17 protein-coding genes are annotated in these 20262 nt (G+C 70.6%); 7 read left to right on the forward strand and 10 right to left on the reverse strand.

What is annotated here, in order from left to right; genetic code table 11:
• Positions 1 to 157: 157 nt before the first annotated feature.
• Positions 158 to 757 (reverse strand): class I SAM-dependent methyltransferase, encoded by a 600-nt coding sequence (locus tag ACGFIQ_RS35780; protein WP_393250692.1) that lies wholly within the window; start codon positions 755 to 757, stop codon positions 158 to 160.
• A 409-nt stretch (positions 758 to 1166) separates the two neighbouring features.
• Here ACGFIQ_RS35780 and ACGFIQ_RS35785 point away from each other — a divergent pair, with 409 nt between their 5' ends.
• Positions 1167 to 1922: an SDR family NAD(P)-dependent oxidoreductase gene (locus ACGFIQ_RS35785; protein ID WP_393250694.1), complete on the forward strand. Its 756-nt coding sequence runs from the start codon at positions 1167 to 1169 to the stop codon at positions 1920 to 1922.
• 74 nt (positions 1923 to 1996) lie between these two features.
• Here ACGFIQ_RS35785 and ACGFIQ_RS35790 read toward each other — a convergent pair whose 3' ends face one another.
• The 3 genes from ACGFIQ_RS35790 to ACGFIQ_RS35800 form a co-directional block, all read right to left on the reverse strand.
• Positions 1997 to 4543 (reverse strand): hypothetical protein, encoded by a 2547-nt coding sequence (locus ACGFIQ_RS35790; RefSeq protein ID WP_393250696.1) that lies wholly within the window; start codon positions 4541 to 4543, stop codon positions 1997 to 1999.
• Positions 4544 to 4584: 41 nt separating this feature from the next.
• Positions 4585 to 7134 carry a hypothetical protein gene (locus ACGFIQ_RS35795; protein ID WP_393250698.1) on the reverse strand — a complete coding sequence of 850 codons (2550 nt, stop codon included), beginning with the start codon at positions 7132 to 7134 and terminating at the stop codon, positions 4585 to 4587.
• A gap of 170 nt (positions 7135 to 7304) precedes the next feature.
• Positions 7305 to 7940: a hypothetical protein gene (locus ACGFIQ_RS35800; protein WP_393250700.1), complete on the reverse strand. Its 636-nt coding sequence runs from the start codon at positions 7938 to 7940 to the stop codon at positions 7305 to 7307.
• Positions 7941 to 7988: 48 nt separating this feature from the next.
• On the opposite strand from ACGFIQ_RS35800, the gene ACGFIQ_RS35805 reads away from it, so the two are divergent.
• From ACGFIQ_RS35805 to ACGFIQ_RS35820, 4 genes are all read left to right on the forward strand, one after another.
• Positions 7989 to 9359 carry a HupE/UreJ family protein gene (locus tag ACGFIQ_RS35805; RefSeq protein ID WP_393250702.1) on the forward strand — a complete coding sequence of 457 codons (1371 nt, stop codon included), beginning with the start codon at positions 7989 to 7991 and terminating at the stop codon, positions 9357 to 9359.
• A 143-nt stretch (positions 9360 to 9502) separates the two neighbouring features.
• Complete coding sequence (locus ACGFIQ_RS35810; RefSeq protein ID WP_393250704.1) at positions 9503 to 11476, forward strand: fibronectin type III domain-containing protein; 1974 nt, start codon at positions 9503 to 9505, stop codon at positions 11474 to 11476.
• 91 nt (positions 11477 to 11567) lie between these two features.
• Positions 11568 to 12635, forward strand: a complete 1068-nt coding sequence (locus tag ACGFIQ_RS35815) for a WxL protein peptidoglycan domain-containing protein (RefSeq protein WP_393250706.1) — start codon at positions 11568 to 11570, stop codon at positions 12633 to 12635.
• A gap of 187 nt (positions 12636 to 12822) precedes the next feature.
• Positions 12823 to 13794, forward strand: coding sequence for a zinc-binding alcohol dehydrogenase family protein (locus ACGFIQ_RS35820; protein WP_393250708.1), 972 nt, complete (start codon positions 12823 to 12825; stop codon positions 13792 to 13794).
• 4 nt (positions 13795 to 13798) lie between these two features.
• Here ACGFIQ_RS35820 and ACGFIQ_RS35825 read toward each other — a convergent pair whose 3' ends face one another.
• The 4 genes from ACGFIQ_RS35825 to ACGFIQ_RS35840 form a co-directional block, all read right to left on the reverse strand.
• A complete protein-coding gene (locus ACGFIQ_RS35825) occupies positions 13799 to 14392 on the reverse strand; it encodes an HAD family hydrolase (protein ID WP_393250710.1) in 594 nt (197 codons plus the stop codon).
• Positions 14393 to 14419: 27 nt separating this feature from the next.
• Positions 14420 to 15676, reverse strand: coding sequence for an RNA polymerase sigma factor (locus ACGFIQ_RS35830; protein ID WP_393250712.1), 1257 nt, complete (start codon positions 15674 to 15676; stop codon positions 14420 to 14422).
• A gap of 2 nt (positions 15677 to 15678) precedes the next feature.
• On the reverse strand, positions 15679 to 16026 hold the full coding sequence (locus ACGFIQ_RS35835) for a YciI family protein (RefSeq protein WP_393250724.1): 348 nt from the start codon (positions 16024 to 16026) through the stop codon (positions 15679 to 15681).
• A 109-nt stretch (positions 16027 to 16135) separates the two neighbouring features.
• Positions 16136 to 16780 (reverse strand): winged helix-turn-helix transcriptional regulator, encoded by a 645-nt coding sequence (locus ACGFIQ_RS35840; protein ID WP_393250714.1) that lies wholly within the window; start codon positions 16778 to 16780, stop codon positions 16136 to 16138.
• Positions 16781 to 16852: 72 nt separating this feature from the next.
• Here ACGFIQ_RS35840 and ACGFIQ_RS35845 point away from each other — a divergent pair, with 72 nt between their 5' ends.
• Positions 16853 to 17575, forward strand: coding sequence for a hypothetical protein (locus tag ACGFIQ_RS35845; RefSeq protein WP_393250716.1), 723 nt, complete (start codon positions 16853 to 16855; stop codon positions 17573 to 17575).
• 57 nt (positions 17576 to 17632) lie between these two features.
• On the opposite strand, the gene trpS is transcribed toward ACGFIQ_RS35845, so the two are convergent.
• Positions 17633 to 18691: a tryptophan--tRNA ligase gene (gene trpS, locus ACGFIQ_RS35850; RefSeq protein ID WP_393250718.1), complete on the reverse strand. Its 1059-nt coding sequence runs from the start codon at positions 18689 to 18691 to the stop codon at positions 17633 to 17635.
• 266 nt (positions 18692 to 18957) lie between these two features.
• Positions 18958 to 19428 carry a PRC-barrel domain-containing protein gene (locus tag ACGFIQ_RS35855; protein WP_393250720.1) on the reverse strand — a complete coding sequence of 157 codons (471 nt, stop codon included), beginning with the start codon at positions 19426 to 19428 and terminating at the stop codon, positions 18958 to 18960.
• 176 nt (positions 19429 to 19604) lie between these two features.
• Here ACGFIQ_RS35855 and ACGFIQ_RS35860 point away from each other — a divergent pair, with 176 nt between their 5' ends.
• Positions 19605 to 19847, forward strand: a complete 243-nt coding sequence (locus ACGFIQ_RS35860) for an SCO4848 family membrane protein (RefSeq protein ID WP_393250722.1) — start codon at positions 19605 to 19607, stop codon at positions 19845 to 19847.
• The last annotated feature ends 415 nt before the right edge of the window (positions 19848 to 20262 follow it).

A 20262-nucleotide genomic window follows, 5' to 3' on the forward strand; every position in this document is an offset into this window, starting at 1 on the left:
GCCGGCCCGCCGCGCGCGCGGGGGGGGGGGCGGGCGGGCCCCCCCGCCCCGCCCCCCCCCCCCCCCCCCCCCCCGCCCCGCCCCCGCCGCCCCCCCCCCCCCCCCCCCCCCCCCCCCCCCCCCCCCGGCTCGTGTTGGCGCTGCGATCAGCCCGCACTCACCGGATCGGCGCGCCGGTGACGCAGGTCAGCACCTGGCGCTGACCACGCGTGGCGCTCGATGTGGTGGTGGCGAAACCGTGGGATTCGAGCAGCAGTTGGGTCGCGGTGAGGTTCGCGGTGGCGTGCGCTGCGGTGGGTCGCTCGCCGAACACGTGCAGCCGACCTCCCGGTGCCAGCAGGCTCCGCATTCGAGCGATCTGTTGCGTGGCGTCGCCCAACCAGAAGAGGCTGACGTTCACCGCGAAGATCGTGGTGAAGCGGCTGGCCGGGAGGTCGGCCGACTCGAACCCGGCACATCGGATCTCGGCCCTCCCGGCGCTGATGTGGCTCAGGTTGCGTTGGGTAGCGAGCCGCACCATCGTCGCGGCCCGGTCGATGGCGACGATCCGGCCGGTCGTGAGTCGGCTGGCGACCATGAAGACGGCCGCGCCCCGGCCGCAGCCGATCTCCAGCACCTGATCGTCAGGTGCGATGGCCATGGTGTCCACCGCCCAGCGCTGCCGATGGGCGGCCGTCGCCCGAGCCGGCTCACCAGTCGCGGGGGTGGTGTTCGCGCCGGAGGAGCCCGGATCGCGGCTTGAGAGAGTGGACCTCACAACGTCACTCGCCGGTGCCGGTTCTGCTCACACATCTGATTCCACTATCTCAGCGGATTCGGTGCATCGTGTCCTCGGTCACCACGTCCACCGGCAGGCGCGAAAGCTCCCGCACCGGTGTGAAGCCATCCTGTTTCCGAGACTCGCCCGGCACGTCGGCGTTGTGGAACGACTGCCCCAGAACTTGTGGCTGATATCCGCCCCTTTTGGGGTGCGTTGGGCACGCCAGCGGCTAATGACCAGGTAGCTGTGAGCGCTGTTACTTTGTCGAACGTTCCAGAAAAGGCTAGCGTTCAGCCTCGCGAAGCCCTGCGGACCGTCCGGCGACTCTTCACGCCTCCGGCGCTCCCCGTGGATCTTCGGCCACGCCGCGCGCAGCGGCTTACCAGTCGAGTGAATGTGAGACGAGATGTCTGGACGGTTGGATTCGAAGGTGCTTGTCGTCACCGGCGGCACGCAGGGCATGGGCCTGGCGTTCGCGCAGCGGGCGGCCACGGAGGGGGCCCGCGTCGTCATCGGCGCCCGGGACGGCGACCGGGGCGAGGAGGTGGCCGCGCAGATCCGCAGCACGGGCGGTAGCGCCCTGTTCGTGCGGACCGACGTGACGGTCGAGGAGGAGATGGCGCGGCTCGTCGAGACCGCGGTGTCCGAGTTCGGCCGGCTGGACGGCGCGTTCAACAACGCCGGCGGTGGCCCGATGGCCAGTGTCCGCGAAACCGACAGTGACGCCTGGCATCGCTCGGTCGCCCTCAACCTGACGAGTGTCTTCTACGGCCTCAAGCACGAGATCCCGGCGATCATCGCCTCCGGCGGTGGCGCGATCGTCAACAACGCCTCCGTCTCCGGCGTCAAGGGCGACGCGACACAGGTCGCCTACAACGCGTCCAAGCACGGGGTCATCGGCCTGACCCGTTCGGCGGCACTCGACGTGGCCCGCTCCGGGGTGCGGGTCAACGCCCTGGTCACCGGTCTGATCGACACCCCGCTCTGGCAGGGTGTCGTCAGCCAGGCCCCGGCAGCGGCGGAGCGCTACCTGGCGATGCAGCCGACCGGACGGGCCGGCACCTCCGACGAGGTCGCCGCGCTCACCACGTTCCTGCTCAGCGACGAGGCCACCTTCATCAGCGGTGCGTCCATCGCCATCGACGGTGCCTTCACCGCCTGAGGCACTGAGCGTTCCCGAGGCGCGCGGGGCGGCGCCGACAGCAGCTCCTCCCGCGCGCCTCGACGATCACCCGATCAGCTGGCTGGCTGGCGCGGATCCGACCACGGCGAGCCCGGGCGGCCGATCGGCGGGCGCGGCGGAGGTCGCTCCTCGCTGCCCCGGACGACAGCCGTCGTGGCGGCCGAGACGGCGGTGGCGTCGGCGTAGCCGTCCCGGCTGGCCGTCACCGCCACGGTGAGCCGCTTCCAGAGCAGCGCCGCGGAGATCTGGAACGTCGCACCCGTCGCACCGGTGATCGGGACACCGTCGGCCGACCACTGGTACCGGTAGGTGGTCGTCGAGGGTGACCACGTGCCCGGTGCCGCGGTGACGGTGCCGCCGATCACTGCCGCTCCGGTGATCGTCGGCGGGTTGACCGCCCGGATCGCCAGGGGCGGGTTGATGGTGAAGGCGTCGGCCAGGACCACCGCCCTGCCGGAGTCGTACGCGTACAGGGTCAGGGTGGCCGTGCCGGCTGGCGCGGAACCGAGATTCACCTCGACGGTCATCGACGTGCCGTCCGACGAGACAGTCCTCACCGTGGCGGTCAGCGGCTCCCCGCCGGCGGGGGTCACCTGGACCCGGTCCTTCGGGTGCAGCCCGGTGCCGCTGACGGTGATCGTCCGAACGGCGCCCGGCGGCACGACGGCCGGCGCCACCGACGTGACGGTCGCCGACTCGATCTGGAAGCTGTACTGCGTGTACCCGGAGCGGGCGCCGCTGGCCGTGACACTGCGGACGGTCAGGTAATACCAACCGACGTCCTGCGGGGTCCAGGTCAGTGTCGCGGTGCCGTCGGCCCGGGCGGCGAGCGGGGCGTACGGCCCGAAGTTGATCGAGTACTCGTAGGCGGTCGTGCCCGGCAGGCGTGGTGCGAAGGCGAAGGTGCCCGGGGCCAGCCGGCCCGCGCCGGTCGTCGGAAAATCGGTCGACGTGACCCGAGGTCCGTCGAGCACGGACCAGGACGTGCCGCCCTCGTCGGTCTGCACCCCGTCGGCGTTGCGGGCGAAGACCTTGACGTAGGTGTAGCCGCCCTTGGTCGGCGTGTAGGTGAAGGTGGCGCTGCCGTCGGCGGCCGGCCGGACGACCTGCTTGGTGGCCTCGTCGGCGTTCAGCGTCGCCACGTACTCGGTGACGTTGGCCATCGCGGTGCGGGCCGTGAAGGTGGCCGTCGTTCCCACGTCGGTGCCGCCGGTGCGGGTCACCGTCGGTGACGCTCCGTCGACCGAGATGTGGTTCCAGCGGGGCACCGACAGGGTGCCGTCGGCGCTTCGGCTCTGGATGCGCAGGCCGTTGACGCTTGTGTCCTTGGCGATCCAGGTGAGGTCGGCGGTGCCGTCCGCCCGCGCCGGAATGGTGATCTTCTCGATCGGCGGTGGGAACAGCCCGCCATGTTCGACCCAGTAGACGTAGGCCTGCACCTGCGGCGACCGGGGTGCGAGGTGGAAGTTGAGCGCCGAGCCGATGGTGACACCCCGGTCGACGTCGCCGGTGAGCCGCGGGCCGTCGTCCACGGTGAACTGGTAGGCGCGTGGGGCGTGCGCCGTGCCGTCCCGGGTGACGCTGTGCACGTAGAGGGTCTGCTGTCCGGCACGGGTTGGCGCGATCATGGCCGTCGCCGTTCCGTCGGCCGCCGCCGGCACCGTCCCCGACGGGCCACCCTCGTCGATCCGCCACGCCAGCGACGCCGTGTCGGCGACGTTGGAGCGCAACTCGAACGCGCCGGCCACCCCGATGTTGTAGTCCAGGTTCGGCGTTCCCTCCGGGTATGCGGAGGAGAAGATCGACGGACGGGTCTCCTTGACGTAGTACGCGTAGTACGCATGCTCGGAGTAGTTGCCGGCCCGGTCGATCGCATAGACCGAGACGGAGTGGTAGCCCGCCGCGCGAGGCGTCCACTCGACAGTCGCCGGGCCGCCGAGCCCGTCGGCGTCCACCGTGCCCGCGGGGAGCTGCTCGCTCAGTTCGCTCGTGTAGAACTCGTAGCGGTAGCTGACGGTGTCGGCGCTGGCCGAGGTCAGCGTGAAGGTGCCGGGGACGCCGATCGCACCGCTGGCGTTGTCCCACCAACCCGCCGGGTACACGGCGGAGGCGACGGTCGGCGCGGGGCCGCCGGTGCGGTCGACCGTGAAGTAGCACGTGCCGCTCCACGACGTCGCCGTGGCACCGTCGAGGACGCGCACCCGCCAGGCGTACGTGACGCCGTCGAGCTGCCGCGAGGCGTCCTCGAGTTGGATGTAGACCTCGTCGTTACTCGGGGCCAGACCGGTGAGCCACTGCTGCGGTTGCTCCGGGTGGGTGATGTCCCAGACCTGGAAGTCGGCCTGCAACTCGACACCCTCGTCCGCGCCGGAGAGGGTGCCCTTGAGCACCACGGCGTTGGCGTCGTTGAGTCTGACCGGGCTCAGGTACGGCCCCGGCGCGGCGGTGGCGCAGGGCTGGCCCGCGGTCTGGAGCCCGGTCGGCGCCGACAGGGCCGCGGCGGCCGGGCTGGCCGCGAGGCCCACCACCGCCGCGGAGGCGAGCGCCGATGCCGCGATCACCGCCGTGATCCGGCGACGAGCAGGTGAAGGTGTACGCATTGTGCTCCCCGTGCTGAATCGGGCGGTGGTCATCCGGTGGGTCAGGCCGCCGGTTGGCGCGAATCTGGCCACGGCGAGCCGGGGCGGCCGATCGGCGGGCGCGGCGGAGGTCGCTCCTCGCTGCCCCGGACGACAGCCGTCGTGGCGGCCGAGACGGCGGAGGCGTCGGCGTAGCCGTCCCGGCTGGCCGTCACCGCCACGGTGAGCCGCTTCCAGAGCAGCGCCGCGGAGATCTGGAACGTCGCACCTGTCGCGCCCGCGATCGGGACGCCGTCGGCCGACCACTGGTACCCGTAGGTCGTCGTGGTGGGCGCCCAGGCGCCCGGTGCCGCGGTGACGGTGCCGCCGATCACTGCCGCTCCGGTGATCGTCGGCGGGTTGACCGCCCGCATCGCCAGGGGTGGATCGATGGTGAAGGTCCTGACCTGCGGCCGGCCGGAGTCGTACGCGTACAGCGTCAGGCTGGCCGTGCCGGCTGGCGCGAGGCGGAGATCAACGTCGACGGCCATGGACGAGCCATCCGACTCGACAGTCTTCACCGTGGCGGTGAGGGGCTCCCCGCCGGCGGCCGTCACCTGGACCCGGTCCTTCGGGTTCAGCCCGCTGCCGCGGAGGGTGATCGTCCGAACGGCACCCGGCTCCACGACGTACGGCGTCACGTAGTCGACCACCGCCGACTCGACCCCGAAGCTGTACGTCGTGCCCAGGGAATAGCCGCCGCTGGCCGTGACGCTGCGAACGGTCAGGTAATACCAACCGACGTCCGGAGGTGTCCACGCCAGTGTCGCGGTGCCGTCGGCCCGGGCGGCGAGCGGGGCGTACGAGCCGAAGTTGATCGCATACTCGTAGGCGATCGTGTCCGGCAGGCGCGGCGTGATGCTGAAGGTGCCCGGCATCAGCCGGCCTCTGCCGGTCTTCGGGAAGTCGGTCGAGCTGATCCGAGGTCCGTCCAGCATCCACCAGTACGTGTGAGCCTCCTCGGTCTGCACCCCGTCGGCGTTGCGGGCGACGACGCTGACGGAGGTGTAGCCGGCCGTGGTCGGCGTGTAGGTGAAGGTGGCGCTGCCGTCGGCGGCTGGCCTGACGATCTGCTTTGTGGCCTTGTCGCCGTTCAGCGTCGTCTCGAACTCGGTGACGTTCGCCATCCGGGTGCGGGCCGTGATGGTGACCGGCTTGCCCAGGTCGGTGTCGCCGGGTTGGTTCATCGTCGGCGCCGCACCGTCGATCTGGATGGCGGCGTAGCGCGACTCGGACAGGGTGCCGTCGGCGCTACGGCTCTGGATGCGCAGTCCTCTGATATTGATCAACTCGTTGGCGGTCCAGGTGAGGTCGGCGGTGCCGTCCGCCCGGGCCGGGATGGTGATCTTCTCGATCGTTGGCGGCTCCGGGCCCGAGAGTTCGTCCCAGTAGACATAGGCCCGCACCTGCGGCGACCGGGGCGCGAGGTGGAGGGTGAGCGAGGAGCCGATGACGACCCGGCTGCCGGCGCTGGTGAACGTCGGGCCGTTGTCGACAAAGAACTCGTAGGCGCGGGGGGCGTGCGCCGTGCCGTCGCGGGTCACGCTGTGGACGTAGAGGGTCTGCATACCGGCACGGGTGGGCGCGATCATCGCCGTCGCCGTTCTGTCGGCCGCCGCCGGCACAGTCCCCGACGGGCCACCCCCGTCGATCCGCCAAGCGAACGAGACAGTGTCGGCGACGGTGGAGTGCAGCTCGAACGCCCCGGGCACCCCGACGTTGTAGTCCAGATTGCTGGGCCAGGTCCCATCCCGGTACGCCGACGAGAAGATCGACGGCCGGGTCTCCCGGACGAGGAACTCGTAGCCGGTCCGTTCGGAGCGGTTGCCCGCCCGGTCGACGGCGGACACCGAGACCCGGTGGAAGCCCGCCGTCTTGGGCGCCCACTCGATCGTCGCCGGTCCACCGAGCCTGTCGGCGGCCACCAGGGCCGCTGGGGCCTGGTCGCTCAGCTCGATCTCGTAGAACTGGTACTCGTAGCTGACGGTGTCGGAGTTGGCCGAGGTGAGCGTGAACGTGCCAGGCACACCGATCGCGCCGCTGACGTTGTCCCACCCTCCTGACGGCGACGGGTAATGGACGGAGGCGACCGCCGGTGCCGGGCCGCCGTCGCGGTCGATGGTGTAGTGGCACGTGCTGCTCCACGGCGACGCGTCGGCACCGTCGAGGACGCGCACCCGCCAGGCGTACGTGACGCCGTCGAGTTGCTGTGTGTCGTCGGCGATCTGGACGTGGAGCTCGTTGCTGTCCGCGCCCATCTCGGCGAGCCACTGCTGCCGATGCTCCGGGTCGGCGACATCCCACACCTGGAAGTCCGCCCGCAGTCCGCCCTGGCCAGTACGGTGGAACTTGCCCTCCAGCGTGGCGCCCGTGGCCCAATTCCACGCTCTCGGATTCAGATATGGCCCCGGGGCGGCGGCGGCACACGGCTTTCCGGAGCTGGTGAGGTCCGTCGGGGCGACATCCGCGGCGGCGGCAGCGGAGGCGTTGAGCCCCACCGCCGAGCCGCACGCCAGCGCCACGGCGACGCCCAGTGCCGCGATTCGACGGTGAATACGCGAAGCGGTACGCAAACCCTGCCTCCACTGTGGGCCCGACCATGATCAGCCGGCACAGGATCGCACGTCGGGTCAAGTCCCGGTGACCCGTGCCGTCCCCGCAGGTCCGCCGAGCCCGGTGCGGAGGTCAGCGCCCCCGCACCGGGCCCTGCCGACTCCGCGACGGTCAGCCCCGATCCCCGTCGTCAGAGCCAGACCACGATCCCGGTCAGGTCGTTGAGGACGGCCGCCACTCCCGCCCGGATGGCCGACGCGCAGCGCTCGGCGGTGAACGACGTCGGGTCGTACGTCGAGGACATGCCGAGCCCTTCCCCGCGGAACGACGCGCCTTCCCAGTCGACAGACGTGACGTTGTGGGTGGGCTCGGCCAGTTCGGCGCCCACCACGAGGAACTTCTCGTCCAGGTGGTTCGGGGTGACCAGGGCGAGGGGGTCGATGAGGTCGCCGCCGGCGCTGACGATGAGATCCGGGTTCATCTCCATGGCCTTGGCGATGCTGGGCACGGCCTCGTGGGCGTCGCCGACGGTGATCGTCCGGAGATCCGCGTGCTCGTCGTCGGCCCACTCCCGCACCGCCGTCACGAGAGCCTTGGTCGGGTCGTCGGCACCGGCGGTGAGCAGGACGACTCGGTAGTCCTTCGGCGGGTGGACCCCGGCCCACGAGCCGGGTCGCGGCGTGATCGTCGCCTCCGGGGCCGGTGTGGTGGAGGGGTCGACGAACCCGGGGCCGAGCGTCCCCACGGCGCTGGGTGCGGGGTGCGGCTGTGACCAGTCGTCGCCGGAGTCGCAGGCGGTGAGCAGCGCGGCGGTCGCGGCCAGCATGGCAACGACCCGAAGCGGGGGGCGCACAGGTGGTCGTCCTTTCGAGTGGTGGCGGCAGCCTCGTATTCCTATCTCAATTCCCGGCGCCGTTTATCCGGCGCCGGTCGTTCGGGGTCGTTGTTATCCGGCGGTTCGTCGGCGGTCGGGCTGGTGTTCACCCGCGCCATGCAGCGTGCACTGGCCAACCGAGGGAGTCGCATGCTGGGCCGCGTCCGCCGTACCGTTATCGTCACCGCTGTCGGGATTGCCGCGGCGGTGCTCCCGTTTCTGGACGCCGGAACGGCGTCCGCACACGGCTTCTCGTCGACCGTGTACGCGAAAATAACTGCCGGAGACGAGGGTCACATTCGCACGGCGGTGGACCTCGAATACGACCTCCTCGTCGTGTCGGCCGCGGATTCGGGCGACGATGACCCGCTCTTTCGGGCGGGCACGGCCGCCTTCGACGCGGGCGACGGCGACGCCCAGGCCGCGGCACTGAGGAGCCACTCGTCGACGGTCCTCGGGTACGTCTCCGACCGGTTCTCGGTGACCGCGCGGGACGCGGACTGTCAGCCGACCCAGGTGGGCGACGCGACGATCGGCGAGCGTGAGGGCGTGCCGTACGCGAGTCTGCTGCTCGACTGGACCTGCCCCGAGCGGGTCGACGAGCACGAGGTGCGCAGCGCGCTGTTCCCGGACGACGAGGGTTACGTCAAGGGCACCAAGACGATCGTCACCTACGAGATCGACGGCCGTTCCGGCAGCGCGGCGCTGGACGCGGCCAACCCCACGTTCTCGACCGGCCAGGCCTGGTACCAGCGGTTCGGGGAGTTCTTCCTGCTGGGTGCCGAGCACCTGCTGTCCGGGATCGACCACATCCTGTTCCTGCTGGCGCTCATCGCCGGATCGCGGCGCCTGCGGGAGATCGTGCTCGCGGCCACCAGTTTCACCCTGGCGCACTCGGTGACGTTCATGCTCGCGGCCCTCGGCCTGGTCGAGGTGCCGGGGTCGATCGTGGAGCCGGTCATCGCGTTGTCCATCGCCGTCGTCGCGGGCTGGCACCTGTGGGGCATCTGGCGGCGCGGCGAGCACGCGACAGACCTGGAGGCGACGGCGGGGCGCGGCCACCTCAGCCTGGATCGGGCCGGCTGGATCCGACTGGGTGTGGTGTTCTGCTTCGGCCTCGTGCACGGCCTGGGCTTCGCGGGCGCGCTGGGCATCGACGAGGCGTGGTCGTGGACCCTGCTGTGGTCGCTGCTGGTGTTCAACATCGGCATCGAGGCCGTTCAGTTGACGATTATCGCTCTGGTCTTCCCGCTCCTGTTCGTCCTTCGCCGCCGCGCGCCGAAAATCGGTATCTGGGCGACCGGCGTTGTTTCCGCAGCCGTGTCCGTCATGGGGCTGATCTGGTTTGTCCAGCGCGTTTCCGGGTCCTGAGCAAGGCTAAGTAGTTCGCGAAGTGCAGGCTTTCGCAAGATCACGTTCATGGTCGGTTCACCGGGCGGCGAAAGCGTGGATTTGCTTCCCCGCGTCGGGTGAAGTCACCATCCATTTCTCTATTTGAAAAGGGAACAATGTCGATGACATTGAGCACCTCGACACGGGCCCCCGGGCTCGTGCGGCGGCGCGTGGTCGCCGGGGTCGCAGCCGGCTTCCTGGGAATGGGCGCGGCCCTCGGTAGCGGCCTGACGGCCACCGCCAGCGCGGCCGAGTCCACCACGATCACCGGCGTGATCCTCGGCGTCGGCGCCAACGAGACCCAGCGGATCGTGAGCTGGTACTCCTCGGCGGACACCGCCCAGAAGATCCAGCTCGCCCCGACCGCCGAGATCGTCAACGGCGAGTTTCCGGCAAGCGCCGTCAGCTTCGACGCCGTCGGCGCGGCGAACACCTCCACCACCGGTTTCAACCGGCACGCCACGATCAGCAACCTGCGCGAGAACACGGCGTACTCGTACCGGGTCGGCGCCGAGGGCAGCTGGTCCCCGGCGTACGCCTTCAAGACGCAGGACTTCGAGGGCGACTACGACTTCCTGTTCTTCGGCGACCCGCAGATCGGCTCCTCCGGTGACCGGCTGAAGGACCAGGCCGGCTGGGAGGAGACCCTGAAGGTCGCCACCGGGGCCAACCCGAACGCCGAGCTGCTGGTCTCCGCCGGTGACCACGTGGAGAGCGCCAACGACGAGGGTCAGTGGACCTCGTTCCTGGCCCCCGAGCAGCTGCGTCAGTACCCGCTCGTGGCCACCATCGGTAACCACGACGTCGGCGGCAAGTCCTACGAGCAGCACCACTTCACCCCGAACACCGACCGCTCGGCGCAGTACTACAACGGCGACCAGGCGACCCGGTCCGGCGGCGACTACTGGTTCATCCACAAGGACGTGCTGTTCATCGACCTGAACAGCAACAGCTACGCCAACCCGGCGGACGGCTCCGCCGGCGGCGACGCGGCGCACGTCGCGTACGTCACCGACGTGATCAACAAGCACGGCTCCGAGGCCAAGTGGAAGGTGCTCGTCTACCACCACTCCATCTACTCGCCGGCCAGCCACGCGACCGACACCGACAACAAGCAGCGGCGGGAGGACTTCACCACGGCGTTCTCCAACCTCGGCGTGGACATGGTGCTCCAGGGTCACGACCACAGCTACTCCCGCAGCTACTCGATCAAGAACGGTCAGAAGGAGAACCCGGCCGAGCAGCCGGGTGCTGCCGAGGTCTTCCCCGGCCCGGGCGGCGTCATCTACGTGACGGCCAACTCGGCCTCCGGCTCGAAGTACTACGACATCAAGAAGCCGGACAACACCGGCACCGGCATCCGGGGCAACGGCCCGGACCCACTGGACCCGAACAAGTACTGGTACAACTCGTCCCAGAACCAGGAGCACGTCCGCAGCTACGTCAAGGTGCAGGTGCGCGGCGACAAGCTGGTCCTGGCCAACGTCCGCAGCGGCACCTGCGCGGCCCCGAACGCGGCCGTCGAGAAGGGCCTCTCCTGCGTCAACACCCCGGAGGGCCAGCCGGTCGGTTCGATCACCGACAAGGTGACGGTGCACCCGTACCACGGTGACGGTCAGGCCATCCAGGTCAACGTGCCGAACGCGGCCCCGGGCGAGTTCGGCTGGACGATCGACGGCTACAACGGCCTCGTCGACCTGGGCACCGCCCAGGAACGCGACGGCACCTTCTTCGAGGCGGCCGGCAAGATCAACCCGATCCTCGTGTCGGACAGCCGCCGTTCGCTCGCCCCGTGGTCGATCTCGGCCAACGTCGGCGACTTCTCCGACGCCGACAAGAAGTTCTCCGGCTCCTACCTGGGCTGGAACCCGTACGTGCTCGACGGAGGCGCGGGTGCCGAGGCCGGTGCTCCGGTCCTGTCGTCCTTCGACGACCAGGGCAAGGGCCTCTCGGTCTCCAGCGCCCTCGCCGCCGCCGCGCAGGGTCACCCGCGCGGCGGTGCCCGCCTCGGTGCCGACCTGGATCTGAAGATCCCGGACAGCATCGCGAAGGGCAGCTACCGCACCACGCTCACGATCACCGCGCTGAGCAGCTGACCGAACTGTTCCATCGGGCGGGGTAGGCACCTTCGGGTGCCTGCCCCGCCACCCATGTGCCGTCCTACCAAGATCACCTCAAGGATCCGACATGTACCCGTCCGTCACGCGCTGGAAGAAGCTTGCTCGTACCACCGCGCTGTCCCTGCTCGCCGCCGCCGCGACAGTCGGCGTCGGTGCCGGCCCCGCCCTGGCGGCGGACGGCGACGTCGCCTGGACGGTCCGCACGGCCTCCAACGGCTACGGCGAGGCTCGGTCCAGTTACAGCTACAACGTCAATCCCGGTGGTTCCGTCGAGGACGCCATGGTCGTCGCCAACCGTGGCAAGGCGCCGCTGACCCTGTCCGTGTACGCCGCCGACGGCTTCACGACCGACGCGGGCCAGCTCGATCTGCTCACCAGGGACGCCAGGTCCGTCGCGATCGGCGCCTGGGCGAAGCCGAAGGCTGGCAGTGTCGTGATCCAGCCCGGGAAGACCGCGCAGGTCCCCTTCACGGTCAGCGTCCCGGACAACGCCACCCCCGGTGACTACGTCGGCGGGATCCTCACCACGCTCACCCAGGCCGACCAGGCCGAAGGCGTCAACGTGGACAGGCGGCTCGGCATCCGGATCAAGCTGCGGGTCGGCGGCGAGCTGAAGCCGAACCTCGCGATCGAAAACGTGCACGTGACGTACGCGGGCCCGTCCAACCCGTTCCGCAAGGGCGACGCCACCGTCACCTACAAGATCCACAACGTCGGCAACGCCGCGCTCTCCGGGCAGCAGGCGGTCTCGGTCTCCGGGCCGTTCGGCGTGCTGCGGGTCCGGGCGAAGGACATCGCCGCGCCGCCGGAGCTGCTCCCGGGTGAGAGCTGGGACGTGACAGTGCCCATCGCCGGTGTCGCCCCCGCCGTCTCGCTCGCCTCGACCGTGACCCTCACGCCGCTGCTCACCGACGCCTCCGGCTCGACCACCTCGCTCAAGCCGGTACAGGTCACCGCGCACGGCTGGGCCCTGCCGTGGCTGCTGGTGCTGGTGCTCGTCGCGCTGATCGCCGTGCTGGTCGGGGCGTACCTCTACCGGCGCCGCACCCGGACGCGGCGCAGGGTGCGCGAGGACGCCCGCGTACGCGAAGCCGTCGCCAAGGCCCTGCGTAACCCGAAGCCGCAAACCCCCTGACCGCGCCCCCACCCGCGATCTTGCACTGTCTGCCCCGGCAGGGCGGGGCGTTCCACGCGTATCGGCGACCGAAACTGCAGGATCGCGCGGCGGTCGCCCTTGTGGGTGAACGGCGCTCGGCTTTGGAGCACACCCGTTTCCGAGCCGGCATGGTGAACGGTGACGCCGGCACAGAGGGGGAATCCACATGGTTGACGGGGATGTGCCAGAGCGGATGCAGGCCGCGGCCCTGGACGAGTTCGGCGGGCCGGAGGTGATCACCCTGCGGAAGCTGCCGGTCCCGCAGATCGCCGACGACGAGGTGCTGATCAAGGTCTGGAGCGCCGGCGTGGGGGTGTGGGACGTGTACGAGCGGCAGGGTGTGCTCGTACCGGAGGGCTCGGCTCTGCCGATCGTGCCCGGTTCCGACGGCGCCGGCACCGTCATCGCCGCCGGTAGCAAGGTGTCCAACGTCGAGGTCGGCGACCTGGTCTACGTCTCCGCCACCACCCGCCCGAAGGGCGGCTTCTACGCGGAGTACGCGGCGGTCAAGGCGGAGTACGCGGCAAAGGTGCCCGACGGGGTGCCGGCCGAGCACGCCGGGGCCATGCCCACCGACGCGCTGACCGCGCTCGCCGGGCTCGACACCGTCAGTCTGTCGGCCGACGCGTGGTTGTTGATCTTCGGTGCGAGCGGCGGTCAGGGCCACCTGGCCGTGCAGTTGGCCAAGCGGCAGGGCCTGAACGTGATCGCCGTGGCCTCCGGAGCGGACGGCGTCGCGCTTGTCACCCGACTCGGCGCCGACGTGTCCCTCGACGGCCACGCCGACCTGACCGACGTGCTCGCCCGGATCCGGGACGCGGCACCGGCCGGGGTGGACGCCATCCTGGCGATGGCCGGCGGCAAGACGCTGGACCGGCTCACCGAGGCACTTACCGACGGCGGTGTGGTCGCGTTCGCCCACGGGGTGCAGCCGGAGCCGCGCGAACGGCCGGGCGTGGTGGTCCGTGCCTACGACGGCGAAGCCAGCCCCCGACAGTTGCAACGCCTCAACGAACTCATCGAGGCCGGGCCGTTCGTGGTGCACGTCGCGCAGACGTACCCGCTGGGCAAGGTGCGGGACGCGCACCAGCGCCTGGAAACGTCCTACCCGGGCAAGCTGCTGCTGACGGTGGCCTGAGACCTCAGCGCGGCGTGCGCTGTTGCGGCACGCGTACCGATGCCATGCCGGCCGCCGTCGCGGCCTGGATGCCCAGGTCGGTGTCCTCGAAGACCAGGCACGACCCCGGGGGTACGCCGAGGTGCTCCGCCGCGAGCAGGAACGCCTCCGGGTCCGGCTTGGCCCGCGTGTAGTCGTCGGCGCAGACCAGCACGTCGAACCGGTCCAGTAGGCCGAGCGTGCCGAGGGAGGCGGTGACCGAGGCGCGGGTGCTGCCGGAGACGACGGCGAACGGCACCCGCCGGTGCGCGTCGTGGATGTGCGCCACCACCTCGGGGACGGCGGCGAGCTGCGGCAGCAACTCGTCGTAGTAGCTCTCCCGGCGCTCGACGACAGTCGCCACCGGCATGGCCAGACCCTGCTGCTCGTTCAGGGCGACGACGATGTCGACGGTCGGCCGTCCACCCCACGCGTAGAAGAGGTCCTCCGGGAACTCGCAACCCCACTCGTGCAGGGCCCGCTGCCAGGCCAGGTAGTGCAGCGGCATCGAGTCGACGATGGTGCCGTCGCAGTCGAACAGGTACGCCGCGAACTCACCAGGTGGCAGAGGCAGACTCATCGGGGAAGGGTACAGCGGCGGATCCGGTCAGTCGTCGGTGACGGATGCCAGCCGGCGCAGCAGGTGGTCCCGTTCCGGCTCGGTCCCGACCAGCGCCAACGCGCTGCGGTACGCCGCCGCGGCCTCGTCGTTGCGGCCGAGTCGGCGCAGCAGGTCCGCCCGGGTGGCCGGGTAGAGGTGGTAGCCGCGCAGCCGCGGATCGTCGGCCAACTCGTCCAGCAGGGCGAGCCCGGCGTCCGGCCCGTCGCGCATGGCCACGGCGGCGGCCCGGTTCAGCGCCACCACCGGTGAGGGGACCATGCCGAGCAGCACGTCGTAGAGCGCCACCACCTGGGGCCAGTCGGTGCTGGCCACGTCGGTGGCCTCGTCGTGCAGCGCGGCGATGGCGGCCTGCACCCCGTACGGCCCGGGTGCCGGGCCGGTCAACGCGACGACCACGAGCGCACGCCCCTCGTCGATCATCGAGTGGTCCCACCGTCCGCGGTCCTGGTCGTCGAGGAGGACCATCGCGCCGTCCGGCCCGGTGCGCGCGGCCCGCCGAGCGTGCACCAGCAGCAGCAACCCGAGCAGCCCGGCGACCTCCCGTTCGGCGGGCAGCAGCCGACGCAGGATCCGGGCCAGCCGGATGGCCTCCTCGGCGAGGTCGATCCGCTGGAGATCGGGGCCGGAGCTGGCGGCGTACCCCTCGGTGAAGACCGAGTAGACGGCCTGGAGCACCGTGGGCAGACGACCGGGCAGCTCGTCCGGGCCCGGCACCCGGAACGGGATGCGCGCGTCGCGGATCTTCCGCTTGGCCCGGACCAGCCGCTGGGCCATGGTCGCGGGCGGCACCAGGAAGGCCCGCGCGACCTCGACCGTGGTGAGGCCGGCCAGGAACCGCAGGGTGAGCGCGCCGCGATCCGCCGCGGCCAGGGCCGGGTGCGCACAGGTGAAGAAGAGCGCCAGCCGGTCGTCGGGCAGGTCCCGGTCCGCATCGGCGGGCGGCGCGTGGTCGGCCCGCTCGGCCTCCGCCCGAAGTACGGCGAGCCGGGTCGCCAGCACCCGGTCGCGGCGTAGCCGGTCCACGGCTCGACGCCGGGCCGTGGTGAGCAGCCAGGCGCCGGGCCGGCTCGGGACGCCGTCGGTCGGCCAGTGCGTCAGTGCCGCCTCGATGGCCTCCGAGGCGACCTCCTCGGCCAGGTCGAGGTCGCCGAAGCGGCGCACCAGCGAGGCGAGCAGGCGGCCGCGTTCCTCCCGGAACACCGCCTCCACCGACGACCCGACGGCCGCCTCCGCACCCGGCACGGTCAGACCTGCATGTCGATCTCGGCGATCGGACGGACCTGAACCGATCCGGTGCCGATGGCCCCGGGGCTGCGAGCCGCCCACTCCAGCGCGGCGTCGAGGTCCGGCACGTCGATGATGTCGTACCCGCCGAGCAGCTCCCGGGTCTCGGCGAACGGCCCGTCGGTGATCGTGCGGTCGCCGTCCGGGCCAACCTGCACGGTCGTGCAGGTGGTCAGGTCCTGCAGGGGATGCCCGGAGACCCAGACCCCGGCGTCCTTCATCTCCCGGTCGTAGCGGATCCAGTCCTCGAAGCTGCATCCGTTGCCGACGACCTCCCCGTCGACCATGGGGCTCATGAACAGCAGCATGTACTTCACGTTTCGGCTCCTCTCGGTGCGGCGGGTTGCCGTACAGCATGACGACGGTCGAGGCCCGGGGATATCGACACGGCCGGTCAGGTTTTTTCGAACCGCGAGTTCACGTCGCCGCTGCGAAGAGCAGGAAGAACCGCTCGGCCGCCCCGGTGTCGCCGTGCACCTCGATCTCGCCCGCGGAGACCGCCGACCGCAGCGGCGTGCCGCCGAACATCAGGTCCCGTAGCGCTCTCACCGTGCCGGTGACCGTGACGTCGACCTGGCCCGACCGGCCCCGGGCCACGCTGATCCCACTCGGAGACACCCCCACCTCGAAGGCGTCGGCACCCACCTGCAACCGAAGTCGAGCGGTCACCGGCGCGTCGGTCGGTGGCCGATAGAGGGCCTTCAGCAACAGCATGAACGCGTCGGTGCTCATCTCGACGTCCGGCTCCGCGGGCAGGCCAGCACCCCACCGCGACAGCTCGACAAGTGTCGGCTCCAGTTGCTGACCGCGTTCGGTCAGCTCGTACGCGTGCACGCTGGCCGGCGGCCCGAGCTGTACCCGCCGGACGATGCCGGACTGCTCCAGCTCCCGCAGTCGCTGGCTGAGCACGTTCTGGCTGGCCCTCGGCAGGCCGGCCCGCAGATCGCCGAAACGCTTCGGGCCGAACACCAACTCTCGGACAATCAGCAGCGCCCAGCGCTCGCCGACGATGTCCATCGTGCGCGCCGCCCCGCAGGCGTCCTGGTAAGTCCGCTGAGTCACATCGCCATCGTAGTCGGCGTCCACCGAGCAGTGCTAATGTCGGATCAACTAGTCCTAATTTAGGAGTGTCTGATGGACGTACTGCTCGCCAAGGTGATCGAGCGTCACGGCGGCCTCGATCGCTGGAACACCGCGTCGACCCTCACCACCCGGCTCACCTACGGCGGCCCGTTCTGGGCGTTCAAGGGCAGACCCGACTTCGACAGCACCGAACTGGTCGAGGCCGACCTGCACCGGGAACGGATCCGCCACGTCCAGGAGGGCACCGGCCAGATCACCGAGTACGACAGCGACACCGACCGGGTCACCGTCACCGCGGCCGACGGCAGCCTGATCGACGAGCTGACGAACCCCCGGGCGAGCTTCGCCGGCTACACCGGGGAGAGCCAGTGGACGCTCGCCCAGGCGGCCTACTTCCGTGGCTACGCCACCTGGCACTACCTCGTCGAGCCGTTCCTGTTCACCTGGCCAGGCGTCGAGGCGCACGAGGTCGAGCCGTGGACGGAGGACGGCGAGTCGTGGCGCGTACTGCGCGTCACGTACCCCGAGACCGTGCACACCCACACCGACACCCAGCTGTACTACTTCGACGACAGCGGGCTGCTGCGGCGCATGGACTACCAGGCGGTGGTCAACGGCTCCTCCCCGGTCGCGCACTACGTGAGCGGGGCGACCGAGGTCGACGGGCTGGTCGTGCCGACACGGCGCCGGATCCACATCCGCCAGGAGGACCGCACCCCGGACCTGTCCTGGACGCCGATCACCCTGGACCTGGCTGACGTCCGGATCCGCTGAGACCCCGATGGTGTCGCAGCGGACCCGACGGCACGTCGCCGACCGGACGCCCCGGCCTCAGGTCGAGGCGTCCGTCCGGCGGCGGCTCCGCTCAGCCCGCCGCCGCACCTGCTGGTACGCGCCGGTCAGCCCCATCGCCCGGCGTACCTCGACCAGGGTTTGCCGGACCTCCTGCCGGGTCCGTTCCGTGCCCTCGACGATCAGCCGGTCGACCAGGCCCCGGTCCGCTTCGATCTCGGCCCGGCGCTCCCGGATCGGCGCCAGGAACGCCTCCAACGCGACGACCAGGCGTTCCTTGACCTCCACGTCGCCCACCCGTCCGGCCCGGTAACGCCGGGCCAGGTCGGCGACCTCGTCGCGGTCCGGATTGAAAACCTCGTGGTACGCGAACACCGGGTTGCCCTCCACCGTGCCCGGCACGTCGGCCCGCACCCGGTTCGGATCGGTGTACATGCCGAGCACCTTGCGACGCACCGTGGCGGCGTCGTCGGAGAGCGCGATCGAGTTGCCCCGGCTCTTGCTCATCTTGGCCGCGCCGTCGGTGCCCACCAGGCTCGGCGTGTCCGCCGCGATCAGCTCGGGCACCGGGAAGACCGGGCCGTACAGGTGGTTGAACCGCCGCGCGATCTCCCGGGTCACCTCGACGTGCGCGGCGTTGTCCCGACCGACCGGCACCACCTCGCCCTTGACGCAGAGGATGTCCGCGGCCTGGAGCACCGGGTAACCCAGCAGCCCGTACGGCATCTCCTCCTTGCCGGCGTCGCGGGCCATGTCCTTGAGCGACGGCACCCGCTCCAGCCGGGGAACCGTCACCAGGTTCTGCAGGAGGGTGTTGAGGTCGCCGACCTCGGGGATCGCCGACTGGAGATAGAACGTGGCCTGCCCCGGGTCGACGCCGGCGGCCAGGATGTCGGTGACCATCTCCCGGGCGTTGCCGGAGACCTGGTCGATGTCCTCCCGGCGGTTGCGCGTGGTGAGCATGTGCAGGTCGGCGATGATGAAGAAGCTCTCGTAGCGCCGGTGCAGCCGCACCCGGTTGGCGATGCTGCCGACGTAGTGGCCGAGGTGCAGGCGGCCGGTGGGCCGGTCGCCGGTGAGCATTCGTGCGACGGACATGGTGGTGCCTCTCGTTCCGTTGGTGGGTCACGCGTGGGCGCGCGCCGAGCGGGGCGGGTCAGCCCCCTCGGTCAGCGGGATCGGCTCAGCGAGCCGTCCGCCATCGCGCGCCGGCGCGAAACCGCAGACCACCGGCACGGAGGACACTCAGAAGTTGCTCACGGCCATCGCCGGAGCTGGTCGGAACCACGGGCACCGCACCCAGCGGAAGGCCGTCGACCGTGTCGACCGCCTCCGTCGCGCAGCTGCTCGTCCGGACCACGGCCTCAGATTACCCGCGGCATGACCCCGGGAGGGGGAAGATACCGGTCGGCGTAGTACCTGCCGACGCGATCCCGGTATTCCGGGTCGAGGGCATCCGGATCGAACGGGGGCGCATCCTTGATCTCCTGCCGGGACCGGTCGACGTGCACGACGCGCTCCTGGTGATCCACCTGAGCCACCGTGCCCGCCGGCAGCAGCACCTTCTGGCCGAAGATCCACGGCCCGGTGTCCACGACCAGGTACCCGGCGTCCGCCTCGTTGCTCGCCTCGTCGATGCTGCCGATCCGCCCGTCGCTCGCCTGCACCTGATAACCCACCAGGTCGACAGGCGTGCCAGGGCCCGGGGCGTCCGGGCCGTCGTGGCCGCCGTCCGGACCATCCGGCGGGGTGACCGAGGGCGTGGCCTGCGTATGTCCGCCAGCGAGGGCGGACGGGTCACGCCAGGCCCAGGGATTGAAGATCGAGGGTTGCATGGGCACCTCCGGGGGGACGGTCCTCGGCTGTCCTGTCTTCAAGTGCCCACCCCGCAGCCGCCGGAAACAGATCGACGACTGTCGCACCCCCGTCCTGCCGGCCGGTCCCCAGGTCGTCCACCGGCACGCGTCCGCACCTGACCTGGTCATCGGGTGCGCTGGCATACTCGGCTGCCATGGTGCTGTCGCGAGGGTGGTCCGTCTTCCTGGTCGGAGTCGGGATCTGGACCTGGGTGATCTGGCCGAGATTCGCCGTCGCGATCTGGCAGGACCCGCGATCCTGGGCGACCGGAACGGTGGCCGAGGGGGCGGCCACCAGCTTCCTGTGGGTGCACGCGCTGCTGATCGCCGCGTCCCTGGCCATCGGCACCACCGTCGGGGTGCTCGGCATCCGCTCCTGGCGCCAACAAAAGTCCTGACCACCCCCGCACTGCGTGCCCTGCTGGCCCTCGGTGTTGCCCGGTCCTCGGTGATCAGGAGGTTTGCGTCAGATTCCGGTTCTCAGATGACGCAAACCTGTCGATGGTCGGGGTGAGGAGTGGGCGGGCGGGGTAGGAGTGTGACGCGGGACGCTTGCCGCGGATTTGACGATCAAACCCACGGACGCGTAACTTTCTCTCTGCCAGCGCGGAACGGGGCAAACGGGACGAAAGTCCTGAGGCCGCGAAACAAGCTGGCAGCCGGGTCACGCAGGGGTTCGCTCCTACGAGACACGGTCCGGGCGGGGCCCGCCGGATCGGCCGCGAGGCGGATTTGGTGCGGCGAAACCGACCGGGTATGGTTACGAACCGGCAGGGCACCGGGCGGGTCGCGGGAAATCGCGACGGCCGGCCT

It is taken from the genome of Micromonospora sp. NPDC048898, assembly GCF_043198035.1.
Taxonomy (GTDB): Bacteria; Actinomycetota; Actinomycetes; order Mycobacteriales; family Micromonosporaceae; genus Micromonospora.